The 20,233-nt window shown below is 67.3% G+C and carries 17 protein-coding genes; 11 read left to right on the top strand and 6 right to left on the bottom strand.

Going from position 1 to position 20,233, the window contains the following annotated elements; all coding sequences use genetic code 11:
- Positions 1–139: 139 nt before the first annotated feature.
- Positions 140–2,473, top strand: coding sequence for an ATP-dependent Clp protease ATP-binding subunit ClpA (gene clpA, locus EU800_RS12790; protein ID WP_129632910.1), 2,334 nt, complete (start codon positions 140–142; stop codon positions 2,471–2,473).
- A 4-nt stretch (positions 2,474–2,477) separates the two neighbouring features.
- The gene (locus tag EU800_RS12785) at positions 2,478–3,461 is read left to right on the top strand and encodes a M23 family metallopeptidase (protein ID WP_242500558.1); all 984 of its coding nucleotides are present in this window, start codon (positions 2,478–2,480) and stop codon (positions 3,459–3,461) included.
- Positions 3,462–3,464: 3 nt separating this feature from the next.
- On the opposite strand, the gene EU800_RS12780 is transcribed toward EU800_RS12785, so the two are convergent.
- From EU800_RS12780 to EU800_RS12770, 3 genes are all read right to left on the bottom strand, one after another.
- Positions 3,465–5,852, bottom strand: coding sequence for a peptidoglycan -binding protein (locus tag EU800_RS12780; RefSeq protein WP_129632907.1), 2,388 nt, complete (start codon positions 5,850–5,852; stop codon positions 3,465–3,467).
- 4 nt (positions 5,853–5,856) lie between these two features.
- On the bottom strand, positions 5,857–7,293 hold the full coding sequence (locus tag EU800_RS27530; protein WP_242500557.1) for a biopolymer transporter ExbB: 1,437 nt from the start codon (positions 7,291–7,293) through the stop codon (positions 5,857–5,859).
- A 139-nt stretch (positions 7,294–7,432) separates the two neighbouring features.
- The gene (locus tag EU800_RS12770; RefSeq protein WP_129632904.1) at positions 7,433–7,999 is read right to left on the bottom strand and encodes a gamma-glutamylcyclotransferase; all 567 of its coding nucleotides are present in this window, start codon (positions 7,997–7,999) and stop codon (positions 7,433–7,435) included.
- A gap of 68 nt (positions 8,000–8,067) precedes the next feature.
- On the opposite strand from EU800_RS12770, the gene EU800_RS12765 reads away from it, so the two are divergent.
- From EU800_RS12765 to EU800_RS12745, 5 genes are all read left to right on the top strand, one after another.
- The gene (locus EU800_RS12765) at positions 8,068–9,078 is read left to right on the top strand and encodes a DUF2125 domain-containing protein (protein WP_129632901.1); all 1,011 of its coding nucleotides are present in this window, start codon (positions 8,068–8,070) and stop codon (positions 9,076–9,078) included.
- Between the two features lie 49 nt (positions 9,079–9,127).
- Positions 9,128–9,910 (top strand): hypothetical protein, encoded by a 783-nt coding sequence (locus EU800_RS12760; RefSeq protein ID WP_129632898.1) that lies wholly within the window; start codon positions 9,128–9,130, stop codon positions 9,908–9,910.
- Positions 9,911–10,050: 140 nt separating this feature from the next.
- Positions 10,051–11,106 (top strand): peptide chain release factor 1, encoded by a 1,056-nt coding sequence (gene prfA / locus EU800_RS12755; protein ID WP_129633065.1) that lies wholly within the window; start codon positions 10,051–10,053, stop codon positions 11,104–11,106.
- Positions 11,103–11,927, top strand: coding sequence for a peptide chain release factor N(5)-glutamine methyltransferase (gene prmC, locus EU800_RS12750; protein WP_129632895.1), 825 nt, complete (start codon positions 11,103–11,105; stop codon positions 11,925–11,927). The genes prfA and prmC overlap by 4 nt, the downstream gene beginning before the upstream one ends.
- Positions 11,928–12,159: 232 nt before the next feature.
- Positions 12,160–12,870 carry a DUF4167 domain-containing protein gene (locus EU800_RS12745; protein ID WP_129632892.1) on the top strand — a complete coding sequence of 237 codons (711 nt, stop codon included), beginning with the start codon at positions 12,160–12,162 and terminating at the stop codon, positions 12,868–12,870.
- A 30-nt stretch (positions 12,871–12,900) separates the two neighbouring features.
- On the opposite strand, the gene EU800_RS12740 is transcribed toward EU800_RS12745, so the two are convergent.
- A complete protein-coding gene (locus tag EU800_RS12740; protein ID WP_129632887.1) occupies positions 12,901–14,064 on the bottom strand; it encodes a M20 aminoacylase family protein in 1,164 nt (387 codons plus the stop codon).
- A gap of 63 nt (positions 14,065–14,127) precedes the next feature.
- Between EU800_RS12740 and mazG the strand changes: the two genes are divergently transcribed.
- Positions 14,128–14,940, top strand: a complete 813-nt coding sequence (mazG, locus tag EU800_RS12735; RefSeq protein WP_129632885.1) for a nucleoside triphosphate pyrophosphohydrolase — start codon at positions 14,128–14,130, stop codon at positions 14,938–14,940.
- 82 nt (positions 14,941–15,022) lie between these two features.
- Here the strand turns inward: mazG and EU800_RS12730 are convergent, their stop codons facing one another.
- The gene (locus EU800_RS12730; RefSeq protein WP_129632882.1) at positions 15,023–16,642 is read right to left on the bottom strand and encodes an NAD(P)H-hydrate dehydratase; all 1,620 of its coding nucleotides are present in this window, start codon (positions 16,640–16,642) and stop codon (positions 15,023–15,025) included.
- 179 nt (positions 16,643–16,821) lie between these two features.
- Between EU800_RS12730 and EU800_RS12725 the strand changes: the two genes are divergently transcribed.
- Together EU800_RS12725 and glnA are read left to right on the top strand one after the other, a co-directional pair.
- Positions 16,822–17,160 (top strand): P-II family nitrogen regulator, encoded by a 339-nt coding sequence (locus EU800_RS12725; RefSeq protein ID WP_129632879.1) that lies wholly within the window; start codon positions 16,822–16,824, stop codon positions 17,158–17,160.
- A gap of 56 nt (positions 17,161–17,216) precedes the next feature.
- Entirely contained in the window at positions 17,217–18,623 is a 1,407-nt protein-coding gene (gene glnA, locus EU800_RS12720; RefSeq protein WP_129632877.1) for a type I glutamate--ammonia ligase, read from the top strand.
- A 158-nt stretch (positions 18,624–18,781) separates the two neighbouring features.
- Here the strand turns inward: glnA and EU800_RS12715 are convergent, their stop codons facing one another.
- Positions 18,782–19,846, bottom strand: a complete 1,065-nt coding sequence (locus tag EU800_RS12715; protein WP_129632874.1) for an ornithine cyclodeaminase — start codon at positions 19,844–19,846, stop codon at positions 18,782–18,784.
- 148 nt (positions 19,847–19,994) lie between these two features.
- On the opposite strand from EU800_RS12715, the gene EU800_RS27225 reads away from it, so the two are divergent.
- On the top strand, positions 19,995–20,198 hold the full coding sequence (locus EU800_RS27225; RefSeq protein ID WP_207209902.1) for a hypothetical protein: 204 nt from the start codon (positions 19,995–19,997) through the stop codon (positions 20,196–20,198).
- Positions 20,199–20,233: the final 35 nt, after the last annotated feature.

The raw sequence follows: 20,233 nt of genomic DNA, 5'->3' as shown, positions 1-20,233 counted from the left end.
CATTCCTGCATCGGCGGGGCAGTACTGCCAAAAAAAACACTTGAAGCCGCGCGCACACCCACCAAACTTTAAGCAAGACGGGCCAGTCTCGACGTCGGGCGCTCCCGCCGCAGGCCCCGCAGGACAAGGAGCACGAACCGTGCCATCGTTTTCGAACACGCTCGAGCAAGCAATTCATGCCGCGTTGGGTTCCGCCAACGCGCGACGCCACGAACTCGCGACGCTGGAGCACCTCCTCCTAGCGCTGATCGACGAACCCGACGCCGCCAAGGTCATGCAGGCTTGCGACGTCGATCTCGAGGCACTGCGTGGCAAGCTGACCCAGTTCATTGAGGAAGATCTCGCCACGCTGGTGACCGAGGTGGAGGGCTCCGAGGCAGTCCCCACCGCGGCCTTCCAGCGCGTGATCCAACGCGCCGCGATCCACGTCCAGAGCTCCGGTCGCACCGAGGTGACGGGTGCGAACGTGCTCGTGGCGATCTTCGCCGAGCGCGAATCGAATGCCGCCTATTTCCTGCAGGAGCAGGACATGACGCGCTACGACGCGGTAAACTTCATCGCTCATGGCGTCGCCAAGAACCCGAGCTTCGGCGAGAGCCGGCCGGTGACCGGAGCCGACATGGAGGAGGAAAGCCGCCAGCAGGAGAGCTCCGGCTCCGAAGCCAGCGAGTCCCGGGAATCCGCGCTCGGCAAGTATTGCGTGGATCTCAACGCCAAGGCCCAGAAGGGCGACGTCGACCCGCTGATCGGCCGCGAGGCCGAGGTCGAGCGCTGCATCCAGGTGCTCTGCCGGCGGCGCAAGAATAACCCGCTGCTGGTGGGTGACCCGGGCGTCGGTAAGACCGCCATCGCCGAGGGGCTGGCGCGCAAGATCGTCTCCGGCGAGACGCCGGAAGTGCTGTCGAGCGCGACGATCTTCTCGCTCGACATGGGCGCGCTGCTGGCGGGCACCCGCTACCGCGGCGATTTCGAGGAACGCTTGAAGGCGGTGGTGTCCGAACTCGAGGACCACCCCGACGCCGTGCTCTTCATCGACGAGATCCACACGGTGATCGGCGCCGGCGCGACGAGCGGCGGGGCGATGGACGCTTCCAACCTGCTGAAGCCTGCGCTTCAGGGCGGCAAGCTGCGCTGCATGGGCTCCACGACCTACAAGGAATACCGCCAGCATTTCGAGAAGGACCGCGCCCTGTCCCGACGGTTCCAGAAGATCGACGTCAACGAGCCCTCGGTCTCCGACAGCATCAAGATCCTCAAAGGCCTCAAGCCCTATTTCGAGGAGCATCACGACATCAAGTATACCGCCGACGCGATCAAGACGGCGGTGGAACTGTCGGCGCGCTACATGAACGACCGGAAACTGCCCGACAAGGCGATCGACGTGATCGACGAGGCCGGCGCGGCGCAGCATCTGGTGCCCGAGAGCAAGCGGCGCAAGACGATCGGCACCAAGGAGATCGAGGCCGTAGTGGCCAAGATTGCCCGCATCCCGCCGAAGAACGTCTCCAAGGACGATGCCGAGGTGCTTCGGGACCTCGACGCCAGCCTCAAGCGGGTGGTGTTCGGCCAGGACACGGCCATCGAGTCGCTGGCATCCGCGATCAAGCTGGCACGCGCCGGCCTGCGCGAGCCCGAGAAGCCGATCGGCAACTATCTCTTCGCCGGCCCCACAGGCGTCGGCAAGACGGAGGTCGCCAAGCAGCTCGCCGACACGCTCGGTGTGGAGATGTTGCGGTTCGACATGTCGGAATACATGGAGAAACACGCTGTCTCGCGGCTGATCGGCGCGCCCCCGGGCTATGTCGGCTTCGACCAGGGCGGGCTCCTGACCGATGGTGTCGACCAGCATCCGCATTGCGTGTTGCTGCTCGACGAGATCGAGAAGGCGCATCCCGATGTGTTCAACATCCTGCTTCAGGTGATGGACCACGGCACGCTCACCGATCACAATGGCCGCTCCGTCGATTTCCGGAACGTGATCCTGATCATGACCTCCAATGCCGGCGCCTCGGAACTCGCCAAATCCGCCATCGGTTTCGGTCGCGACCGGCGCGAGGGCGAGGACACTGCGGCCATCGAGCGCACCTTCACGCCGGAGTTCCGCAACCGGCTCGACGCGGTGGTGAGCTTCGCGCCGCTCGGTCGCGAGGTGATCCTCCAGGTGGTCGAGAAGTTCGTGCTCCAGCTCGAGGCGCAACTGATGGATCGCAACGTGACCATCGAGCTCACCACACCGGCGGCCGAATGGCTGGCCGACAAGGGCTATGACGACAAGATGGGCGCCCGCCCGCTCGGCCGGGTGATCCAGGAGCACATCAAGAAGCCGCTCGCGGAGGAGCTGCTCTTCGGGAAGCTCACCAAGGGCGGCATCGTCAAGGTGGGCGTCAAGGACGGTGCGCTGGACCTCAAGATCGAGGAACCCGGCGCGCGGCGGCTCTCGTCGCGCAAGCCGCCGCTGCTCACCGCGGACTGATCGCTTGACGGTCTCTCGAAAAACGGGGCGCCTTCTGGCGCCCCTTCTCTTTCTGGCCTTCTCCGGTCAGGCGCCTGCCGAACCGCCCCGGCTGATACAACCCGTCGAATGCCGGCTCGGGCAGGACTGCCACATCCTCCAGAATGTCGACCGCCGGCCCGGCCCAGGGGTGGAGGATCATGCCTGCGGCACGCTCTCCAGCGAGGGCCACACCGGAACCGATTTCGCCCTCGCGACCGAGGCGCAGATGGCCGCGGGCGTCCGCGTGCGCGCCGCCGCGCCCGGACGGGTGCGCGGCCTGCGCGACGGCATGCCCGATATCGACACGAGCCTGCCCACGGCCCCGGACGTCACCGGCCGGGAATGCGGCAACGGCGTCACGATCGACCACGGTCAGGGATGGCGCAGCCAGTATTGCCACCTGCGCGCGGGGTCGATCCGGGTGCGCAAGGGGCAGATGGTCGAGGCCGGCGAAACTCTCGGCCTGATCGGCATGAGTGGAGCGGCCTCCTTCCCGCACTTGCATTTCGCGCTCCGCCGGGGCAGCGCGGCGGTCGACCCGTTTCGCCCGGATTCCTCGCGGGGATGCGGTCGGGACAGCGGACGCGGACTCTGGCAGCAGGCGATGCCCTATCGACCGGCCGGGCTGCTCGGCGTCGGGATCGCCGACCATGTCCCGGACTACGCCGTCGTGAAGCAGGGACTGCCTGAGTTCAATCCGGGGGCTCACGTCCCTGCTCTCGTTGTGTGGGGATTCGCCTTTGGCGGCCGGCAGGGCGACGAGATCCGGCTTACTCTGGAGGGGCCCTCCGGCTCGCTCGGCAGCCAGCGGTTGCGGCTCGAGGAAGATCGCCCGCGCTTCTACCGCGCCTGGGGCAAGCGTGCGCCCGAAACCGGTTTCGCGCCTGGCCGCTACAGCGCCCGTGTCGAGCTGCGGCGCGGGGTGGCCGTCCTCGACCGACGCGAGAGCTTCGTCGTCCTGCCCTGACCCTCAGCGCTCGGTGAGTTTCAGCTCGATCCGCCGGTTCCGCGCTCTCGCCTCGTCGGTATCCTCGCGGCTGACCGGTTGGAACTCGCCGAATCCGTTGGCCGCCAGCCGGTCGGGCGGGAAGCCGAGCACTTCAGTCATGAACCGCACGACCGAGAGGGCGCGGGCCTGGCTCAGCTCCCAGTTGTCGGCATATTCCCCGAAACCCGAAAGGGGCTGGTCATCGGTGTGGCCATCGACACGGATTACCCAGTCGATCTCGGGCGGAATTTCCTGCGAGATCTCTTTCAGCGTATTGGCGACGCGGGCGATCTGTGTGCGCCCACCCTCGGAGATCTCGGCCGAACCGGGCTCGAACAAAACCTCAGAGGAGAACACGAAGCGGTCGCCCTCGATCCGCACGCCTTCGCGCCCGCCGAGGATCTCCCGAAGCCGGCCGAAGAATTCCGACCGGTAGTTCTTCAGGTCCTTCGCCTCCGCCTCGAGCCGCGTCTTCTCTGCCTCGAGCCGGATGCGCTCGGCCTCCTCGAGCCGGGCCCGCTCGGCCTCCGCCTCGGCCCGCGCCGCCTCTGCCTTGGCCCGCCGCTTCTCCTCGGCCGCGACCTGCGCCAGCGCGGTGTTGAGGCGCGATCCCAGCGACTGGATCTCGACATCGGATTGCGCGTCCCGCGCCTCCGCTGCGTCCAGAAGCTCCTCGAGCGAGGCAAGCTGGCTCCGGAGCGAGGAGATATTCTCGTTCAGCAGCGCCATCCGCCGCTGGCTCTCGGCCGATTCCGCCTGTTTCTGCGACAGCTCCGTCTGCGCCGCCGCCAGCAACGCTGCGCGCTGCTCGGCTTCGCTCAGCTGCTTCGCGGCCTCCTGCTCGGCCGCCACCCGCGCCGCCAGGGCGGCGGCGAGCTTGCGGCGGATGTCCTCCGCGTCCCCGGTCTCCGCGCGCAGGCTCTGGTTCTCGGCCTCGAGCCGCGCCACTTCGGAGCGCAGATCGGCCAGATCGCCCGAGAGCGTTTCGATCGTCCGCTCGGCCTCGGCCAGCCGCTGGCCCACATCCTCGCCCTGGGAGAGCGCCGCGTCGCGTTCGGTGACCAGACGCGTCACCGTCGCGCGCTCCGCCTCGAGCTCGGCCCCGAGGCTCTCGGCCCGCGCGCGCGCTTCGGCCAGCGCCGCGACATTCGCCGCGCCGCCTTCTTCGGCCCGTGCCAGATCCACCGAAAGCGAGGCGTTCCTGGCCTCCAACCCCTCGACCGCCGAGGTCAGACGCGCGATCTCGTCCCGTGCCGCGCCGAGCGCCGCCGCCCCCTCGGACTGACCGCTGCGCGCATCCTCGAGCGACGCGGCAAGCCGGGCCCGCTCGGCCTCGGCCGATGCCAGCGCCTCACGCAGGCGCGCCGCCTCCGCGCGCGCCTCGGCCAGCGCCGCCGCGCCGGACTCCTTCGCTGCGCTCTCCGCCGCCAGGTCTTCCTCGAGCGACAGCCGCTCGAGCAGGGCCGCCGCGAGCTTTTCGTCGAGCGCCGCCTCGGCCGACTGCGCCGCTGCCAGCATCGTCAAGGTCTCCTCGGCTTTCTTGCGCTGCGCCTCGAGCGCCAGCGTCATCGCCGTCAGTTCGTCCTCGGCCCCCTTCAGCTTCTCGCGCAGCGCCTGCGCCGCGGCTACCTCGGCGAGCCGCGCTGCCTCTTCTTCGTCGAGCTTGCCGCGCAGATCATCGGCTGCCGCCTGCTGCGCCGCCAGCGCCGCGTCGGTTTCAGCACTGCGGGCCCGCAGATCGGCCACCAGCGCCTCCAGCGCCTCCCGCTTCGCCGCGGCGAGCCGCGCTTGCTCGGCCTGGTTGTCCATCTCGCTGCGGGCCGACGCCAGCGCCGTCTCCAGCGCCGCGCGTTCGCTGGCCAGCGCATCGCGTGCCTCGCTCAGCGCGTCGCGCTCCTCCTCCAGCGCGCTCCGACGCTCTTCGAGATCCGACGCCTCGTTGCGCGCCTGGTCCCGTTCCAGCAGCAACCGCGCCACCTGGGACTCGAAATCGGAAATCTGACCCGCCGCCGCGGCAAGCGCATCCTCCTGCTGGCTCACCTGCGCGGTCAGCGCTGCGATCAGGTCGGCCTGCTCGCTCGCCTCGTCGCGCACGGCCGCTAACGTCGTGTCGAGCGTGTCCACCTGGCGTTCGAGATCCGACGAGCGCGACTGCTCCAGCCCGAGCGCATTGGCCAGTTGCGAGATCTCCCGGTGCAGCAGGTCGAGTTCGCTTTCCTGTCCGGTGATCGTCTCGCGCAACATGAACTGCACGATCATGAAGATCGAAAGTACGAACATCAGCACCAGCAGGAGCGCCGTCATCGCGTCGACGAAACCGGGCCAGATCGAGGCCGAGAACCTGTCGCCACGCCTGCGCGAAAGGGCCATGCGCTCAGCTCTCCGGCCGGCCGTCCGGGCCGATCGCCAGTCCGGACTCGTCCTGCCCGGCATGCCGCCGCGACCGGCGCAGCTCGCGGATCAGCGTGGCGAGGTCTGCGCGCAGGTCGGCCACGGCCTCCTGCCGGCCCGCGGCCATTTCCTCGAGGATGCGCAGGAGCTGAACGTCGATCGAGCGCAGCCGCATCCGCGATTCCGCATCGCCCCCGGTCTCGGACATCTCACCCTCGGCCCGGGAAGCCTCGAAAGACCGGCGCAGGATCTGCTGCTGCGTCTCGTGCATCCGCGCCTGGCCTTCGAGCATTCGCTCCTGCCCTTCGACGACCCGCTCCTGGCCCTCGGCAATCCGACCCTCGACCTCGGCAAGCCGGTCCTGCCCGTCAGCGACCCGTGCCTGCGCCGCGGCAAGGCGGTCCTGCCCCTCCGAGAAGCGCTTCTGCCAGCCCTCGATCCTGTCCTGCCCCTCGCCGAGGCGCTCCTGTCCCTCGGCGATGCGCTCGAGCACATCGGTCACGCGGTCGCCGTGCTGAAGAGTGCGGGTGAGCGCGGTCACTGCCACGGCGACCTCGGTCAGCTTGTCGTCGACCATCGACCGGCTGGCATCGGATGCGTGCTGCGATCCGCGCATCGCTTCCATCTGCTCGGCCATGTGGTCGAGCACGGCGACAAGCGCGCCCGCCTCGCCGCTCATCTCGGTGTCGCCCCCCGCAAAGCCGAGCCGCGTGATCGACGAGAGCCATTCCTCAAGCTCGCGATAGAAGCGGTTCTGGCCGCGAGAGGCAAAGAGCTCCAGAAGCCCCACGACCAGCGAGCCGGCGAGGCCGAGCAGCGAGGACCCGAAGGCCGTACCCATGCCGCCGAGCTGCGCCTCGAGCCCGCCCATCAGCTTCTCGAAGACCTGCACACCGGTCTCGCCCTCCTTGGGAGCCAGCGAGCGGATGGTCTCGACCACCGCCGGCACGGTCGTGGCGAGACCGTAGAAGGTTCCAAGAAGCCCAAGGAAAATCAGAAGGTTGACCAAGTATCGCGTGATATCGCGGCCTTCCTCGATTCGGGTCGCAACCGAGTCGAGGATCGATGTAGCCGAGGTCGAGGAGATCTGCCGGTTTACCCCGCGCGAGCGCAGCAGCGCCGCGAGCGGCGCCAGAAGCCGCGGTGTCGGCGAAGAGGCGGCGGACTCGTGATCGCGGGCGAAGGCCTCGATCCATCGCACGGAGGCCGAGAGCTGCGCCACCTGCGCAAAGCAGGCCAGAATGCCTATGACAAAGACCAGCGCGATCGTGCCGTTCAGCCAGAGGTTGGACCAGAAGACCGGCTTCACGGATGGAAAGATGACCCAGCTACCCGCGGCGAACAGGGCGCAGACGATGAACATCTGGGTTATCTGGCGCACCGGCTGGGAAAACTGGGTCGGGGCTGGCCTGTCGCTCATGTCTCGGCTGCGTTCCGCGCATCGTTGAACTCGGGCGCACGTTAGTTGCGCCTCGGTCGAAAGCCAATGCGCCATCTTCAACTCGCTTCAAAGTGAGTCGGGCTGTAGCAGACACGCAAAATGCGCTGCGGATTCCGCTTCAGCCCGCAGGACCGCCTGTCAGCGCGCGCACCCGTTCCGAGAGCCATTCGAGATCCGCGTCGTGCAGGCCAAGTTCGGCGAGATGCTCGGTTGTGTTGAAGAGATACTCGGTGTTCGGTCCGCGCCCGCCGACTGCGCGGGCGATGATCTGCGCCTGTTCCTCCAGCGCCATGCCGCCGCAATACTGCACATGCGAGGGCTCAATGACATAGGCGAGCGCGATGACACTGCGCCCGTCCCGCAAGTGCAGGCGCACCAGCTCCTCGACATAGGCCGAAGACACCAGCTCTCGGGCACGCAGGGCGTCGAGGGTCTCGGCCTCCGCCCCGCGCATCACGCGGAAGGCCAGGCCATCGCAGCTCGCCCCCTCGGCGCGGTCGAGCGCGAGCACGAGCCCCGGGTCCTCGACGGTGCCACGGTGGTGGATGGAGGACATGCAGAAGGCCCTGTGATAGCCGGTAAGCCGCGCCACTGCCTGCTCCTCGACCGGAAAGCCCGGATGCCAGATCAGGCTGCCATAGCCGAAAACCCACAGCGGCTGGTCGGTATCGATTTCCTGTAGCATCTCTGGTCCCTCGCGCGCCGCACAGGTAAACCGCAAATCGGCACGATGTGAAAGGGGCCGTTCAAAGCATGCTGAGACCGATCCGCCTTTTGTGGCTCGTGGCGCTGTTCGCGGTCGGCTGGAGCGCCTGGTGGGGCTGGGGCGCCTGGCGGGCGCAGACCGGGCTCGAAAGCTGGATGGAGGCGCGTCGCGACGCGGGCTGGCTGGCGGAATGGGACAGGATTTCCGTCGCCGGCTTCCCTACGCGCATCGACCGCACGATCTCCGGGTTGGTGTTGGCCAACCCGGCCGGCGGCTGGGTCCTGACAATGCCGTTCTTCCAGATCCTCGGCCTGAACTACGAGCCAAACCACCTCGTGCTGGTCTGGCCGGACGAGATGGAGCTGGCGACGCCGCAACAGAGGATCGCGATCAGCGGCGCGGATCTGAAGGGGAGCGTGACCTTCCGGCCCGGTCCGGCGCGGGAGGTCGAAGCTGCGACCCTCGTTTTCAAGGACATCGCGCTTGCCTCGGATTCCGGCTGGACCAGCCGCGTCGGCGAGTTTCGCCTCGCCACCCGCCCTGCGGCGGGCGCGGACGCGATGCGAGATATCGGCCTCGAGATCATCGGCCTCAAACCGCGGTCGCCGGCGCTGGAGCAACTGGCCGATGCCGGCATCCTGCCCGGCGAGGTCGAGACGCTGAAAGCCGATCTCGCGATTTCCTTCGACCGCCCCTGGGATCGGAGAGCGCTTGAGGAGGCACGGCCGCAGCCGCGCGAGATCCGCATCCGGGAGATCGCGGTTCGGTGGGGCGCGCTGGAGCTTCGGCTGGCCGGATCCCTGAGTGTCGACGCGGAGGGCGCGGCGAGCGGCGAAGTCATGGTCAAATCGACCAACTGGCGGGAGATGCTGGACCTTGCTCGGCAATCCGGCGCGATTCCGGACAGTTTCATCGACACGATCGACTCGGCCTTCACCCTGCTCAGCGGGCTGGCCGGGCGGAAGGACACGCTCGACATCCCGCTGACGCTTCGCGAGGGGCGGATGTCGCTCGGCCCGGTGCCGCTCGGGCGCGCGCCGCGGCTGCGTCTGCCGTGACGACGGGCAGCGACGCCGCCCTACACTCAAGCCCAGGAGGGGATGGACCATGAGTACCGACATTCTGCAAACCGGCGACGGCTTCTGGAACATTCGCGGCACGTTCCGCGCGTTCGGACTCGTCGATGTCGGCACCCAGGCCTCGCTTGTGCGGCGGGCCGGCGGGGGCTTCCTCCTGCTCGACAGCTGGACCCTTACAGATGCACAGAAGCGCGCCGTCCACGCGCTGACCGACGGCGGCGCGGCCATCGAGGCGATCCTCAACCTGCACCCGTTCCACACGCTTCACTGCGAGGCGATGCATCGCGATTTTCCGGCTGCGAAACTCTACGGCACCCGCCGGCACCTCGAAAAACTCCCGCATCTGCCCTGGCAGGATGGGGTGACCGAGGATCCCGAAACGCAGGCGCTCTTCGCTGAGGATCTCGACTTCTTCGTGCCGCGCGGCACCGTGTTCATTCCCGAAAACGACCGGTTGCATTTCGCCTCGGTGCAGGCGCTGCACCGTGCCTCCCGAACGCTCCATGTCGACGACACGCTAATGTTCATTCGCCCGCCCGCACTGCTGCGCGCGTTCGGGATGCGCCCGCGGGTCGCCTTCCACCCGACGCTCCGGCACGTGCTCGAGCCGCGTGCCGGAGCGGCGGAGGAGTTCCGCGCCTGGGCAATGGAACTCGCCGAGGCGAATGCGGAGACGAAGACGCTGTGCGCGGCTCATATGACCGGGCCATTCGCTCCGGCGCCGGGCGAGAAGACGATCCGCGCGCGGATACTCGCCGCGCTCAAGCGCGTCGAGCCGATCCTGGCCGATCACGCCCGGAAGCATCGCTGAGCGTCGTCCGCCCGTCCTGTCGGTCGGCCGCGACCTGCGCCGCGACGGCGAGCAGACCGATCAGCGCAGTCTTACGTTTCGGACGCCCCTGCACTCCGTCCCTCTTGACCAGGGCCCGGCTTTGCGGCACCCAGCCCGGCATGGTTCCCGAGGACAGATTGAACGAGATCGTCGAGCGTTTCGAGTTTCTCGAGGCGAAGATGGCCGACGGCGTGCAGGCGGGCGAAATCTCCCGGCTCGCCAGGGAATATTCCGAGCTGAAGCCGGTGGTGGCCGAAATCGCAGCCTGGCGGCAATGTCGGGCAGGTATCGCCGAGGCCGAGGCGATGCTGGCAGACCCGGAGATGCGGGCGCTGGCCGAGGAGGAGCTGACAGCCCTCCATGCCCGCGTGCCGGAGCACGAGGCGGCATTGCAACTAGCGCTGCTGCCGAAGGATGCGGCCGACGCCCGCCCGGCGATGATCGAGATCCGCCCGGGCACCGGCGGCGAGGAAGCCGCGCTCTTCGCGGGTGACCTTCTGCGGATGTATCAGCGCTTCGCCGAGGCGCAAGGCTGGCGCTTCGAACTGGTCGCGGCGCAGGAGACCGAGCTCGGCGGTATCAAGGAGGCGATCGCCCATGTTCAGGGCGAAGGTGTCTTCGCGCGGCTGAAATACGAATCCGGCGTCCACCGCGTGCAGCGCGTCCCGGAAACCGAGTCCGGCGGCCGCATCCACACCTCCGCCGCGACCGTGGCGGTGCTGCCGGAGGCCGAGGAGGTCGATATCGACATTCCTGCCACGGATCTGCGCATCGACACGATGCGAGCCTCGGGCGCCGGCGGCCAGCATGTCAACACCACCGATTCCGCGGTCCGCATCACCCACCTGCCGACGGGAATCGTCGTCACCTCCTCGGAAAAATCCCAGCACCGCAACCGCGAGATCGCGATGCAGGTGCTGCGCGCCCGGCTCTACGACCGGGAGCGGCAGGCCGCCGACGACGCCCGTGCCGCCGACCGCAAGGCCCAGGTCGGCTCCGGCGACCGCTCCGAGCGTATCCGGACCTACAATTTCCCGCAGGGCCGGATGACCGACCACCGCATCAACCTCACGCTCTACAAGCTCGATCAGGTCATGCAGGGCGACCTGGGCGAGGTGATCGACGCGCTCGTCGCCGACGACCAGGCGCGCAAGCTGGCCGAGTTCGGAGCGTGACCTACGCCGAGGCGCTCGCGGCGTCCGTCGAGCGGCTGCGTGCCGCCGATATCGAGACGCCGGAACGCGACGCCCGACGCCTGCTCGCGTATGCCGCCGGGCTCGCGCCGGACCGGCTCACACTGCATCTGCGGGACGCATTCGACGCCGAAGCCGCTCTGGAGGCGGCGCTGATTGCGCGCGAGGCGCGCCAGCCGGTTTCCCAGATCACCGGCACGCGGCTCTTCTGGGGCCGGACCTTCCGGGTCACCCCGGACGTGCTCGACCCCCGTCCCGAAACCGAGACCCTCATCGCCGCCGCCCTGGAAGAGCCTTTCGCGCGCCTTCTGGACCTTGGCACCGGAAGCGGCTGCATCGCGCTTACGCTGCTTGCCGAACGCCCCGGCGCCACCGGGCTGGCCACCGACCTCTCGCCCGCGGCTCTCGACATTGCGCGCGAGAATGCACGCAAGCTCAGGATCGCCGCCGACTTCGCTCTGTCCGACTGGTTCGACGCGGTCACCGGTCGTTTCGACCTGATCCTCTCCAATCCACCCTACATCCCGGCGGCGGACATCGCCGGCCTCGCCCCCGAGACGCGCGACTGGGAGCCGCGCATGGCGCTGACCGACGAGGGCGACGGCCTTGCCTGTTACCGCCGCATCGCGGCCGGTGCGCCGTCCCATCTCGTCCCCGGCGGCTGCGTGATGGTCGAAGTCGGCCCCGGCCAGTCGGAGGGCGTCGCCGCGCTTTTTCGCGCCGCCGGACTTGACGCCATCCGAATCCATACCGACATGGATGGACGTGACCGGGTGGTCTCCGCCCGGCCGAAAGCAGCCTGATCCGCGCCGGAATGCGCGGAATGTCGTACCGGAACGGCAACTTGCTGCCGAAAACCCGGATTTTTGGGCTTGCCACGACGCGCGGCCCATGCAAAGCAGGTGTTGCGCGGTGTGCATGGCCATTCGGCCCCTCGCGCAGACAGTCACAAATGATTGGACCCGCCGGCGGAGATTGAAGTTCCGCAGTGGTGCGCAGGTCCCGAAACCGCAACAAGGCGGACAGTACAAGAAAATGAGATCATCCAAGTCACGTTCGCGTTCGAAGTCGAACCGTCAGCGCTCGATGGGCAACATTGTCAATCGGGTCTTCGACTCCTCCGGTCCGGAGGGCAAAGTACGTGGCACTCCGCAGCAGATCATCGAGAAATACGTTCAGCTTGCGCGCGACGCCTCGCTCGGGAACGACCGCGTCGCGGCTGAGAACTTCCAGCAGCACGCCGAGCATTACACCCGGATGCTGGGCGAGGCCCAGCGCGAACAGGAGGCGCGGCGCGAGCAGCAGGACCAGCAGCAGCAACGCGACCGCCAGCGCGACCGCAACGACGGGCCGGGCAACGGGAACGGCTACAATGGCGGCCAGCCGCAGCAGCGGCAGAACTCCGAGCCCGAAGCGTTCCAGACGGTGACGCCGCGGGACAGCCAGCCCGACCTGATCGACGATGACCCGCAAGGCGATCCGCAGCCCGACCTTCTGGTCGACAGCACCCCGCCGCGCGCCGATGCGGAGCCGGCCGCCGATCCGGCGGAAAAGCCCGAGGACGCTCCGCGTGCGCGCAAACCGCGCAGCCGCAAGCCCAAGTCCGAACCCAGCGCAGAGGATGACTCGGCCGAGAAGGCGCCCCGGCGTCGGCGGTCCCGCAAATCCGCAAGCGAAGGCGACTCCGGCACCTCGCCGGACGGGGACGGATCGTCTCCGACCGATCCGGCCGAAGCGGCGGAGTGATCCGGTCCCGGCGGACCGAAACGTCCCCGCTTACGGCAAGGGCAATGCCCGCTCCACCAGCCGCGCGAAGAAGCTTGCGCCGAGAGGCGCAACCGCATCGTTGAAATCGAATGCCGGGTGGTGACAGCGCGGCCCGAGCCCCTGCCCCAGGAACAGATACGCCCCCGGCCGCGCCTCGAGCATGAAGGAGAAGTCCTCCGCGCCCATCTCGGGCGGATGCTCGGACGTCACGTTGGTCGCGCCCGCGACCTCGCGCGCCACCTCGACGGCAAAGGCGGTCTCGGCAGGATGGTTCACGGTCACGGGATATTCCTCGTGGTAATCCAGCACGATCTCGACTGCCATCGCCGCCGCGATCCCGTCGCAGATCTCGCCGATCCGTCGTTTCACCAGCGCCTGAGCCTGCTTCGAGAAGCTGCGCACCGTGCCGGCCAGGAGCCCCTCGGCGGGGATCACGTTGCTCGTGCTGCCGGCCTCGATCCGGGTCACCGAGAGCACCACGTTGTCGAAGGCGTTCACGTTGCGCGCCAGTACCGTGTCGAGTGCCGAGGCCAGCTGCACCGCCGCGGCGACCGGGTCGGCGCAGCGGTCGGGCCAGGCCGCATGACCACCGACCCCGCGGATCCGGATCTCGAAATCGTCAACCGCCGCCATGATCGGCCCGGCCCGCGTGGCAAACACCCCGGCCTCATGGTCCGGCGAGCAGTGGAGCGCATAGACCTGCTCGATTCCGAATCGTTCCATGATGCCTTCGCGGCACATCACCTGCCCGCCGCCGCCAAGCTCCTCGGCCGGCTGGAAGATCAGCACCGCCGTGCCGGCGAAGCGCCGCGTTTCGACGAGATATTTCGCCGCGCCGAGCAACATCGCCGTGTGCCCGTCATGGCCGCAGGCATGCATCCGCCCGTCTGTCTCGCTGGCATGGGCCGCGCCGGTTTCCTCGCGGATCGGCAGCGCATCCATGTCGGCCCGAAGCCCGATCGCAGGCCCGTCACGTTGTCCACGGACGAGCGCCACCATGCCCGTGCCGGCGATCCCCTCATGCAACTCGTCGACGCCGATCTCGCGCAGCCGTTCGGCAACGAATGCCGCGGTCTTGGGCAGCTCGAAACCGAGTTCGGGGTTGCGATGCATCCAGCGCCGCCAGGTCTGCATGTCCTCGGCGAACTCGGCGACACGATTGAGAACCGGCATGGACATGCCTCCCCGAAACACCCTAATTCGGCGCGACAGTAGAACAGGCCGGGAGCGAAGCCCATGTCCAAATCTCTGATCCACGACCCGGCTGGCGGTATGGACCGCCTGCTCGAGATCATGGCGCGGCTGCGGGATCCGGAGACCGGCTGCCCCTGGGATATCGAGCAGAGCTGGGAGACCATCGCACCCTACACGATCGAGGAAGCCTACGAGGTTGCGGACGCTATCGACCGACAGGCATGGGGCGAGCTAGAAGGCGAGTTGGGCGACCTGCTGCTGCAGGTGGTCTATTTCGCCCAGATGGGCTCCGAGGAGGGCCGCTTCACCTTCGACCGGATCGCCCGGACGATCGGCGACAAGATGGTCGCCCGCCACCCGCATGTCTTCGGCGCCGAGAGCCGCGACAAGTCGGCCGAGCAGCAGACCCGCGACTGGGAGAAGGTCAAGGCGGCGGAACGCGCGGCCAAGGGTGAGGCGCGGGTGCTCGACGGGGTGGCGCTCGGCCTGCCGGCGCTGCTGCGGGCGCTGAAGCTTCAGAAGCGCGCCGCGCGCGTCGGCTTCGACTGGTCGCACAGCACCGACGTGATCGACAAGCTCCGCGAAGAGGCCGAGGAACTCGCCCGCGCCGCGGCCTCCGGCGACCACGACGCGGTCGAGGACGAGATGGGCGACATGCTCTTCGTGCTGGCCAACCTCGCCCGCCATCTCGGGGTCGACCCTGAACAGGCGCTGCGCCGCACCAACGAGAAGTTCACCCGTCGTTTCAACGCTGTCGAGGACGCGCTCCGGTCCGAAGGCCGCGCCCCCGCCGAAGCGACGCTGGAGGAGATGGACGCGCTCTGGAACGAGGCCAAACGGCAGGAGTCGCGTTGATCCGCGCGCGTTGAGTCCGAGCCATCACAGCCCTATTTCCCGAACAGGGAACACGCCGCAAGCGCAAGATGTCGCGATAGGTTTACAACCCGAGCCCCTTCAGGACCGCGGGAATCTCCTCCGGAAGATCCTCCGCAATCATTCCCGGCCCGAAGCGGCGCGCGGCTTCCACATGCAGCCAGGTGGCGGTCTGCGCCGCGCTCACCGGCCAGGCTCCCCGCGCCAGCAACCCGCAAACGAGCCCGGCAAGCACATCGCCCGACCCCGCCGTTGCCAGCCACGGCGCGCTGCGCTCGTAGCTTGCCGAATGCACCACCGCGCGCCCGCCGGGCTCCGCTATGACGCTATCCTGCCCCTTGAAGAGCAGGACGCAGCCGGCGCGCGCCGCTGCCTCCTGCGTCGCCTCGACCTTGGAGAAGGCCGGGCCGTGCTCAGGAACGGCCGCGAGCCGTTGCGCGATATCCGGAAAGAGCCTGGCGAATTCGCCGGCATGCGGGGTCAGGATCACCTTCGAATGCAGATGCGCGAAGAGTCGCGCCGGCTGGTCGGCGAAGGAGGTCAGGGCGTCAGCGTCGAGCACGCAGCGGCGGCGACTGCCGAGCGCGGTCATTACCATGTCGCAGGTCGCGGCGCCGACACCGAGGCCGGGGCCGAGACAGAGCGCATTGAGCCGCTCGTCGCCGAGAATAACGCCGAGCTCGGAGGCGCCATTGCAGCGGCGGAGCATTACCGATGTCAGATGCGCCGCGCATTCGGCCATCGCCGAGCCCGGAGCCGCGAGCGTCACCAGACCGGCACCGACACGCAGCGCCGCGCGCGCGGCCAGCCGCGCCGCGCCTGTATGGCCTGGGCCGCCGCAGAGCACGAGCGCATGGCCGTAGTCGTATTTGTGCCCGCGCGGAAAATCCTCGCCGCCCTTGCGAAGCAGCAGGGCGTCTGGAGCGGCGAGCATCGCCAGGTCCGACAGTTCCTCGCGCAGCACCTCCCGCGTGGCCCGCAGTCCGGGCTGGTCGAGCCCGATATCGGCCACCCGCACCTCGCCGCACCATTCCGGCCCGTCGGCCAGCACATGGCCACGCTTCAGCCGGTGGAAGGAGACCGTCAAATCCTGGTGCGAGGGCAGTTCGCCGTCATGATCAGGGTCGATCGGGCGGCCCGAATCCATGCAGAGCCCGGAGGGCGCGTCGACCGCGACCCGCCGAACCGTGCCCTCCGGCAGGCAGCTTTCGAGCTCCCGCAGCGCCGTGTCGAGTTCCGGGGCGAGCGGCCGGGTCAGCCCGGTGCCGAAGAGCGCGTCGACGACTAGGTCCGGCAGATCGACGGCGCGACCGGACGGGCTCCAGCGCAACGGGAACCGCCAGTCAGCGAAGGACGCGACCGGGCCGATCTCGGCCCAGCGGTCATGGTTCACCCGCGCGTCGTCCGGCAGCCGTGCCGGGTCGCCATAGAGAAAGCAGGTCACCTGCCAGCCGCGCTCCCGCAGCAGCCGGGCAATGACGAATCCATCGCCGCCGTTGTTGCCCGGCCCGCAGAGCACCGCGGCGCCAAGCGCCCCGGTGGCCAGTTCGGGAAAGCGATCGAGAATCGCCGCGACGACTCCCTCGCCCGCGCGCTCCATCAATTCCAGCCCGCTCGTCCGCCCGCTGTCGAACGCCGCCTGCTCGATGGCGCGCATTTGGGCAGATGTCAGAAGTTCGGTCATGGATGCCGCCTCATTTCTTCACATATTGCCCATCAAGTGGGCATTTAGCCTGTTTTTCGATCACCGCCTCGAGAAAGGCGGCGCCGCCCCGTCACTGCTCTCCCTCTTGAATTGTTCCGCTCCGGCGTTGATGGTCTGAGCATTGACCGGGAAGGACCTCAGGGGAGTCGGCTGCCAGCATGAAAAAAATCGAAGCCATCATCAAACCCTTCAAGCTCGATGACGTGAAGGAAGCGCTGCAAGATGCAGGAGCGCAAGGCCTCAGCGTGATCGAGGTGAAAGGTTTCGGCCGCCAGAAGGGCCATACCGAACTCTACCGCGGCGCTGAGTATGTGGTGGATTTCCTGCCCAAGGTGAAAATCGAGGTGGTCCTGCCCGAGGACCAGATCGATGCCGCCATCGAGGCGATCATGACTGCGGCCAAGACCGACAAGATCGGCGACGGCAAGATCTTTGTTTCGCCGGTCGAGCAGGCGATCCGAATCCGTACCGGAGAAGAGGGCGACGAAGCCCTCTGATCCGTGAGCCCGAACACACCACCACCCGTTTTTGACAGAGAGGGACTCAGGTCACCATGAGCACAGAAGACGTTGTCAAGAAGATCAAGGACGAAGACGTCGCCTATGTCGATGTCCGCTTCACGGACCCGCGCGGCAAGCTGCAGCATGTCACGGTCATGTCCGACGAGGTCGACGAGGACTTCTTCGAGGAGGGGTTCATGTTCGACGGCTCCTCGATCGCCGGCTGGAAGTCGATCGACCAGTCCGACATGAAGCTCATGCCGGATTCCGACTCGGCCTACATGGACCCGTTCTATGCCGAGAAGACGCTGGCCGTGCATTGCTCGGTGGTCGAGCCCGACACGGGCGAACCCTATGACCGCGACCCGCGCGGCACCGCGGAGAAATCCGAAGCCTATCTGAAATCGTCGGGCATCGGCGATGCCGCCTACATGGGGCCGGAGGCCGAATTCTTCCTGTTCGACGACGTCCGCTTCCAGGTCGGGATGAACAAGGTTTCCTACGCGGTCGACGCCATCGACGCTGCCTGGAACACCGACACCGAATACGAAATGGGCAACATGGGCCATCGGCCCGGCGTCAAGGGCGGCTACTTCCCGGTCAACCCCACCGACGACGCCCAGGATTTGCGCTCCGAGATGCTTTCGACCATGAAGCGCATGGGCATGAAGGTCGACAAGCACCACCACGAGGTCGCGTCCTGCCAGCACGAACTGGGCCTGATCTTCGGCACCGTCACCAAGCAGGCGGACGAGCTGCAGAAATACAAATACGTTGTGCAGAATGTCGCCCATGCCTATGGCAAGTCGGCCACCTTTATGCCCAAGCCGATCGCCGGCGACAATGGGACCGGCATGCATGTGAACATGTCGATCTGGAAGGACGGCAAACCGCTCTTCGCCGGTGACAAGTATGCCGACCTGAGTGACGAGGCGCTCTACTACATCGGCGGCATCCTGAAGCACGCCAAGACGCTGAACGCCTTCACCAACCCGTCCACCAACTCCTACAAGCGCCTCATCCCGGGCTTCGAGGCGCCGGTGCTGCGGGCCTATTCGGCGTCCAACCGCTCCGGCTGCGTCCGGATCCCGTGGGCGGAAAGCCCGAAGGCCAAGCGTGTCGAGGCCCGTTTCCCGGACCCGTCCTCGAACCCCTATCTCTGCTTCGCGGCCCTGCTGATGGCCGGCCTCGACGGGATCAAGAACAAGATCCACCCGGGCGAAGCCATGGACAAGGACCTCTACGACCTGCCGCCGGAAGAGCTGGCCGGCATCCCGACGGTCTGCGCATCCCTGCGCGAAGCGATGGAGTGCCTGGAGGCCGATCACGACTTCCTGCTGGCTGGCGACGTCTTCACTGCGAGCCAGATCGAGGGCTACATGGACCTCAAGTGGGAAGAGATCTACGCCTACGAGCACACGCCGCACCCGATCGAATACAAGCTCTACTACAGCTGCTGAGTCCGAAAAGGACCACGCGGGACAGTGACAGCGAAGGGCGCCTCAGGGCGCCCTTCTTTCGTTTGGGGCGGTCCGGCGCGCGGAGACATCGCCACGTCGCGGCGGACCGCAGCAAAAGGGAAAACATCCCGAAGATTCACGCGATACGCGGCGCGGTCCTACCGTTTCACCTCGGCCCGCAGGACCATCCCGAAGAGGTCCCGCGGGTCGTCCGGGTCGGCGATCATGTCGAGCATCTCGTATCGCCCGGTGCGCGCGAGTTGGTCGCGCAGATAGCGCAGCGCCGAGAAATCCTCGATCGCGAAGCCGACCGAATCGAAGAGCGTCACCTGACGCGCGTTGCGCCGCCCCTCGGCCTGCCCGGCGATGACCTGCCAGAGTTCGGTCACCGGGTGGTCGGCGGCAAGCTGTTGGATCTCGCCCTCGATCCGGGTCTGCGGCGGGTATTCCACAAAGATGTCCGAGCGCAGGAGGATGTCCCGGTGCAACTCCGTCTTGCCCGGGCAGTCGCCACCGATCGCGTTGATATGCACGCCGCTGCCCACCATGTTGTCGGTCAGGATCGTGGCATATTGCTTGTCGGCCGTGACCGTGGTGAGAATCTGCGCCCCCTCGACCGCCGCCTCGGCGCTGTCGCAGGTGGTGATCTCGAACCCCTGCCCCGCCAGGTTGCGCGCGCATTTCTCCGTCGCCGCCGGGTCGATGTCGTAGAGCCGGAGCCGGTCGATCCCGAGCAGCGTCCTGAAGGCAAGTGCCTGGAATTCAGCCTGCGCGCCGTTGCCGATGATCGCCATCGTCTCGGCACCCTCGGGGGCAAGGTATTTCGCTGCCACCGCCGACATTGCCGCCGTCCTGAGCGCCGTCAGCAGCGTCATCTCAGAGATCAGCAGCGGGTAACCGGTGTCGACATCCGCCAGAACGCCGAAAGCGGTGACCGTCTGAAGCCCCTCACGCATGTTCTTGGGGTGACCGTTGACGTATTTGAACGCGTATTCCGCGCCGTCCGAGGTGGGCATCAACTCGATCACCCCACGCGTCGAGTGCGCCGCCACCCGCGGTGTCTTGTCGAAGCTCTCCCAGCGGGTGAAATCCTGCTCGATATAGCGCGCGATCCCGGTGAGCATCTCGCCGATGCCGATATCCAGAATCGTCTCCATCATGTTCTCGACGGAGACGAAGGGAACGAGGTTGAGAGACGGCTTCGGCGAGGACTCGGAGGACATGCGCGCTTCCTGTGACATCGTTCGGGGAGAAGGCCCGTCGGGCCGGCACAGGATACGTGTTCCTTTCACCCGACAAAATGCAAAATGCTTGCAGGATCTGGCAGGACACTCTGCGAATCGACAAGACTTTCTGGCGGGATGACGCTCCATGAAAACCAGCGTCGATACCGGGCCGTCCCTCGACACACTCGACCGTGAACTCGTCTCGATCCTGCGTCGTGACAGGCGTTGGAATCTCGTGGCTGAGTTCCAAGCTCCCTCGCCAGGCGATTTCGACCGTGTCCTGCGCAAGGTTCGGTTGATCGAAGGGGTGTTGAACAGCGAAACCAGCCCGCTGCTCAGCAGCGTCTGAGCCGCGTCATTTCCACACCCACGCCGCATTCTGCC

The organism is Tropicimonas sp. IMCC6043, from assembly GCF_004146235.1.
In the GTDB taxonomy this organism is placed as follows: Bacteria; Pseudomonadota; Alphaproteobacteria; order Rhodobacterales; family Rhodobacteraceae; genus Tropicimonas.
Note: the sequence above shows the minus strand (reverse complement) of the source record. Positions and strands in the feature narration are given on the sequence as shown.